The organism is Streptomyces sp. NPDC058955, from assembly GCF_042741435.1.
Taxonomy (GTDB): Bacteria; Actinomycetota; Actinomycetes; order Streptomycetales; family Streptomycetaceae; genus Streptomyces.
On the sequence record NZ_JBHYKM010000087.1, the window covers coordinates 1 to 5,689 of the forward strand.

4 protein-coding genes are annotated in these 5,689 nt (G+C 71.1%); 2 read left to right on the forward strand and 2 right to left on the reverse strand.

What is annotated here, in order from left to right; all coding sequences use genetic code 11:
• Window positions 1-38: 38 nt before the first annotated feature.
• Together ACFW1I_RS27255 and ACFW1I_RS27260 are read right to left on the reverse strand one after the other, a co-directional pair.
• Window positions 39-251 (reverse strand): hypothetical protein, encoded by a 213-nt coding sequence (locus ACFW1I_RS27255; protein WP_384674787.1) that lies wholly within the window; start codon window positions 249-251, stop codon window positions 39-41.
• 139 nt (window positions 252-390) lie between these two features.
• On the reverse strand, window positions 391-1,161 hold the full coding sequence (locus ACFW1I_RS27260) for a helix-turn-helix domain-containing protein (RefSeq protein ID WP_384674846.1): 771 nt from the start codon (window positions 1,159-1,161) through the stop codon (window positions 391-393).
• 162 nt (window positions 1,162-1,323) lie between these two features.
• Here ACFW1I_RS27260 and ACFW1I_RS27265 point away from each other — a divergent pair, with 162 nt between their 5' ends.
• Both ACFW1I_RS27265 and ACFW1I_RS27270 read left to right on the forward strand, forming a co-directional pair.
• Window positions 1,324-2,163, forward strand: coding sequence for an alpha/beta fold hydrolase (locus ACFW1I_RS27265; protein ID WP_384674789.1), 840 nt, complete (start codon window positions 1,324-1,326; stop codon window positions 2,161-2,163).
• Between the two features lie 245 nt (window positions 2,164-2,408).
• Window positions 2,409-5,573, forward strand: a complete 3,165-nt coding sequence (locus tag ACFW1I_RS27270) for a C1 family peptidase (RefSeq protein WP_384674791.1) — start codon at window positions 2,409-2,411, stop codon at window positions 5,571-5,573.
• Window positions 5,574-5,689: the final 116 nt, after the last annotated feature.

Consider the following 5,689-nt stretch of genomic DNA (forward strand, 5'->3'; position numbering starts at 1 on the left):
CATGCGCATGCGCACCGCGCCGGGCCCGGCCGCTCCGGTCAGGGGACGCGGTTGTTGTTCAGCGCGTTGTGGGTGGGCAGGGGGTCGGCGGCCTTGGCCTGCTGGTCGCCGTTTCCGAAGGCCTGGGACAGGAGTCCGAGGCCAGGGGCGTGGTTGCCGACGGCGTCGGCCGAGGCCGCCCCGGCGGAGGCGAGGACGGCGGTCGCGGCGACAGCGGCGGCGACGAGGACACGGCAGTGGGAGATCGTCATGCCGGACTCAACGACGCCGACCCCGGCAGGGCACGCCACCCTACGCCGCCCGCGGCCATCGACGCTGCCGCACCCGGGCCGGCGGGGGGACATCTCCCTCGGATCCCCCGGATCCCTCGGACTTGAGCGTGTCGTCGTCTCAGGTTGCGGCCGTCCCGGTCGGCCAGGCCCGGCGGTCCACCGTCAGGAACGGCTCGTGGACCACCGCCGTCGGTGTCGCGCCGGTGAATTCCACGATGTCCCGGTGCAGATGGGACTGGTCGCAGTAGCCCCCGTCCGCGGCGACGCGGGCCGCGCCTTCGCCCGCCACCATGCGGTGCACCGCGCGGTCGAAGCGGACCAGCTTCGCGGCGCGTTTGGGCGGCATGCCGAGGTGCGCGGTGAAGCGGGACCACAGGAGCTTGCGGCTCCAGCCGAGTTCGGCCGCCAGGTCCTCGACCCGGACGAGACCGCCGCCGGCGACGATACGGTTCCAGGCCCAGGCGACCGCCGGATCCACGGGCGGCCGCGCCTCGTAGCGGCGGGCGAGCAGCGCGTCCGTCCAGGCGAACCGGTCCTCCCAGGACGGGATCTCGCCCAGTCGTTCCCGTATCCGTGCCGCCTCCCGGCCCCACAGGTCGTCGAGGGACACCATGGTGCCCGCCAGCTCGGTCGGGCGGGCCCCCAGGATCGTTCCGGCGATGACGGGAGACAGGCGCACCTGTACGCACTCGACGTGCGTGCCCCGCGCCCGCACTCCGCCTCCGGCGCCGAATCCCGGCCCGGCGACGAGACTTCCCGGCTGCCGTCGCCCGGCGCCGTCGTCCACGGTGGACGATCCCGCGCCGAACTCCAGCATCAGCATCACGGCCGGGTGCGGGATCATCCGCAGGCCGCCTGCGATCGGGCCGGGCACCCGGAATCCGGCCATCTCGACGCCGGCCAACCGGCCGGGACGCCGCGGCCGGGCGATGTGCCACGCGGCAGGATCGTCACGTTCGCTCATGAGGGGCCTCATCGTCAGGTGTTACGCGCGCCGGGGTCGGAACCATTTTCCACGCCGTAGGTACCCACCGGAGGGAAGAGTGGTCCCATGACTTCTTCCGACAGGCATCCGCAGGCGAGCAGCGACGTCGACGTCACCGCCGGGGAGGCGGTTCTCCCGCTGGACGACGGCGACCTCTACGTACGTCAGGACGGCCCCGCCGACGCCCCCGCTCTCCTGCTCATCCACGGATCCGCCGCCTCCAGCCGGTCGTGGGACGCCCTTGTTCCGCTGGTGGCAGCGTCCCATCGCGTCATCCGGATCGATCTTCCGGGGCACGGCCGTTCCTCCGAGCCGGCCGACCGCCGCTACGAGACCTCCGCGCAGGCACGCATGCTCGGCGCGGCGATGGACCGGCTCCGCGTCACGCGCGTCACGGCGGTCGCCCATTCCAGCGGGGGCTACACCGCCACCGCTCTCGCCGAGCAACGACCCGACCTGGTGGCGGCGTTGGCGCTCATCAACACCGGCCCCAGCATGGACGCCTTCCTCGCCCCGGGCGGCGCCCCGATCGACCCCGCGCACTGGCCGCCCACGGACGACCAGATCCGCGCCTTCGCGAGCACCGGTTTCCGCGCGGGGTTCCAGGTCCCGCAGGAACTCGTCGACGCACTGCGGGGCATGAGCTTCCACGCGCTCACCTCCTCGATGCAGGCGTCCCTCGCCTATCTGCGCCGGCAGCCGCTCCCGGAGCGCCTGAAGGCCGTCGGCAAACCGCTGCAGGTGATCTTCGGCGACCAGGACCGCAGGTGGCGCCCCTCGTCCGCGGCCGACTACCACGCGGTGCCGGGCGCGCGAGTCGAGTTGCTGCCCGGCGCCGGCCACACACCGATCCTGGAGGAACCGCAGCGCACCGCCGCGCTGCTGCTCGCCTTCGCGGGATCGTGAGGCACGGCGTACGCCGGGGCATCGATTACGGAACGTGATGGGTGAGCGCCAGGTGCGGATCGCCTTCCTCAGGGGCCGCACGGCACCGAGGTGACGAACGGAGGCTCTGGGGACGGGCCGTGCACCACTCCACTGGTCCATGGATCCAGGCTTCAGGGCCTCGCCCGGTCGCACCCGGGACCACGGAGAGTTATGAAGGGTGCACCGGGAGGTGCTTCACGCCTCCCCGCAGAGAAGAGGCAGTCATGGCCGATCAGCCTGAGCCGGACAACTCGAAGCCCCACCAGTCGTCGGACTCCTCCTCGGATTCCGCCGACGCCTCCTCGTCCTCGTCCTCGTACGGCGGCGGCGACGCCGGGCAGACCTCGAAGCCAGGCGCGTCCGGGCCGGGGCCCAAGCCACCGGAACCCCAGCCGTCGAAGCCGCAGCCGTCGTCCCCCTCCTCGCCGTCGTCGCCCGGGCAGCACAGCGTGCCGCTCGATCCGGCGTGGGCCGACCCGAACAACCGGCCCGATGTGCCCAGCGCGGTGCACGGCGTCGACTTCCCGCAGATCGAGCCGGGCGACCTGCCCCTCTCCGCGCAGTCGGTGCCGTCGATGGTGCCGGACCCCTTCGACTCGGCCACGATGCTCGACCTGGGCGCCGCGGCCGTGCCGAGCTTCAACCTGGTGGACGGTACGGTCGCCATCGCCACCGACCCGCAGATGCCGTTCGTGCTCTTCAAGGGGCACAACCCCAACACCTGGTTCTACGCGCCGCGTTGGGGGCGGATCGCCAAGAATCCGGACGGCGAGCCGGCCTTCATGGTCACGAAGAAGGTGCGGAACAACCCCGACGGCAGCAAGACCACGCTGGGCGGCATCCTCAGCTTCATGGTCGAGCTGGTGGTCGAGCTGCCGGGCGAGGGCACGCGGCAGCAGTGGACGAACCTGATCAAGACGCTCTACAACATCAACCCCACCGGTGGAGCCTTCAACTTCCAGCCGCTGCGCCTCAGTCCGGGCACGATGGACGTCTTCGGGCTGGACATGTACGCCCGGCCGGGGCAGCAGCTCAAGGGCGTCGAGGTGGGATCCTCGTCCTCCATCGCCTTCGCGATCGAGCTGACCCCCGACGGTGCCGACCACTTCGCGGCGATGCTGGGCGCCACGCCCTCGCCGTACCCGCCGCAGGTGGCGATCATGTTCACCTACCGGTACCAGTACCTGATCCCCCAGTGCCAGATCAGGGCGAGCGGGTACAAGAAGAAGGCGTACGACTACTTCTCCTGGAACGTGAAGGCCCGCGCGAGCTACTTCGGCCTGGTCAACGGCTCCGTGGACTACCAGTCGGTGCGCGCCGACCTGCGCCAGCAGCAGGCCCTCAACGTCAGCATCGTCGGCCAGCCGCCCAGCGGCGTCGACCTCACCAAGCTGCTCGACGCGATCTTCGACCAGTTCGTGAAGCTGGAGGTCGGGCAGTGGATCCAGCCCGACCCGAAACCGGTGGACGCCCCGGCGCCCGGTGGCTTCTTCGGCGGCGTCTCGGTGTCCATGAAGAGCGTCCAGCTCTCCGACACCGCCCAGTTCGACCAGGCGCTCGACTTCGCCGGCATCGGCGAGAACATCCACCAGGTGTCCTTCAACTTCGAGCAGCAACTGGGCGCCTTCGACCCGCGCAAGCACCTGTTCGTCGAAGAGGACGACATCAAGCTGCCGTTCAACGTGCTGCTCTCCAACAGCCCGTTCGTCAAGCGGATCGTCCCCTCCGCCAGCTACACCACGCCGACCGGCCCCCGGGTCGTGCAGTGCGCCGCCGTCGGCGAGGAGGGCGGCGAGACCACCGGCGTCGTCCAGTTCACCTGGCCCCACCAGCCGACCTCGGCCCAGATGGAACTCCTCGTCGACTTCAAGGACCCGCACGTCGGCTACAAGTACCGGGAGACCCTGCCGATCTCGGACACGGGCGCCGCGTTCGCGTTCTACCCGACGCGGTACATGCAGCGGACGCAGCTGATCTTCGTGGACGCCGCGCTCGTCGTCGACCCCGCCTCGAAGGCGCTGCTGAAGTGGGAGTGGACGCCGCCGGTCCGCCCGAACGAACCGCAGCGGCCCAAGGTGGCGGGCTACACACTGGTCACCGTCGACTCCGGCGGCAACGCCAACAACCTGCCGACGTACGAGATCGTCTTCCCGTTCCACCCCGACGACTGGACCGGCGAGGCTGGCACCCCGCAGATCCAGTTCAAGCTCCAGGGCCTGACGGGCGACTGGCGCGGCCGGGAGACGTCCGGCAGGATCCCGATCGGCGAGACGGCACTGGCCCTGAGCTTCGACGGCGCGCTCGCCGTCAGCGCCCCCGCCGTGCCGGCCGACCTGTACGCGAAGTACCTGACGGGCCCCGGCTACCGGCAGAGCCTCCAGGCCGCGTTCGGTCCGCCGCCGCAGACCGGCGGGCCCTTCCAGTCGGGCGGCGGCGCCCCGCACCACACGCCGGGCGCGGGCTACATCGCGCCCAGCCAGCCCGGACAGCCCGGGCAGCCGCCGCGGCCGGGGCAGCCCGTGATGGACCCCAGCACCCAGCCTCCGTACAAGCTGGGCTTCGTCCCCAACACCAAGGCGGGCGAACTCAGTCTGTACGGGCGGGAGATGAAGGCGCAGGCGAGCTTCGCCGCGCTCTCCGCGAAGGCGTACGGCGCTTCCACCAGCGCGCCCAGCTGGTACGACTACCGCAACGTCAACGGGTACAACTACGTGACGCCGGTCAGGAGCCAGGGCAACTGTGGAAGCTGCGTGTCCTTCGGCGTGACCGCGGCGGTCGAGGCCACCCTCCAGGTCCGCCGCAACAACCCGTACCTGAACCCGGACTTCTCCGAGGCCCATCTGTTCTTCTGCTACGCCACGAGCGCGGGCCGCACCTGCGGCAACGTCGGCGAGCCGGCGAACACGGGCGGCTGGTGGCCGGACCACGCGCTCAACTGGTGGTACTGGTACGGCGTCGCCGACGACGCCTGCTTCCCGTACGTCGGACCGGCGACCACCGCCCACCCGACGCCCGCGTGCACGGCCTGCTACGACGTCGCCAACCGCGTCACCAAGGTCCAGAACTACTACCAGCTCACCAACGCCGACGACATGAAGTCGTGGATGGCCAACGGCTGGGGCCCCCTGGTCACCGGCTACACCGTCTACCAGGACTTCTTCGACTACTTCGCGGCCAATCCGCAGGACTCCGCCGTCTACCGCAAGAGCGCCTCCCCCGGCGCCTTCCGGGGCGGCCACTGCGTCTGCGTGATCGGCTACAGCGACGCCGAGCAGGCGTGGATCTGCAAGAACAGCTGGGGCGAGTACTGGGGCGCCGGCGGCTTCTTCAAGATCGGGTACGGCGAGGTCGGGATCGACTACACCATGTGGGGTGTCGACATCAGCTGAGCCGCTGCCGTGCCGGGCCGCCGCGCACCGGCCCCGCAGGGCCCCTCCCCCCGCCCGCGCCCCCCCCCCCACGGCCACGATGAACCCGCGGCCGCCCACACCCGCGACCACACCGC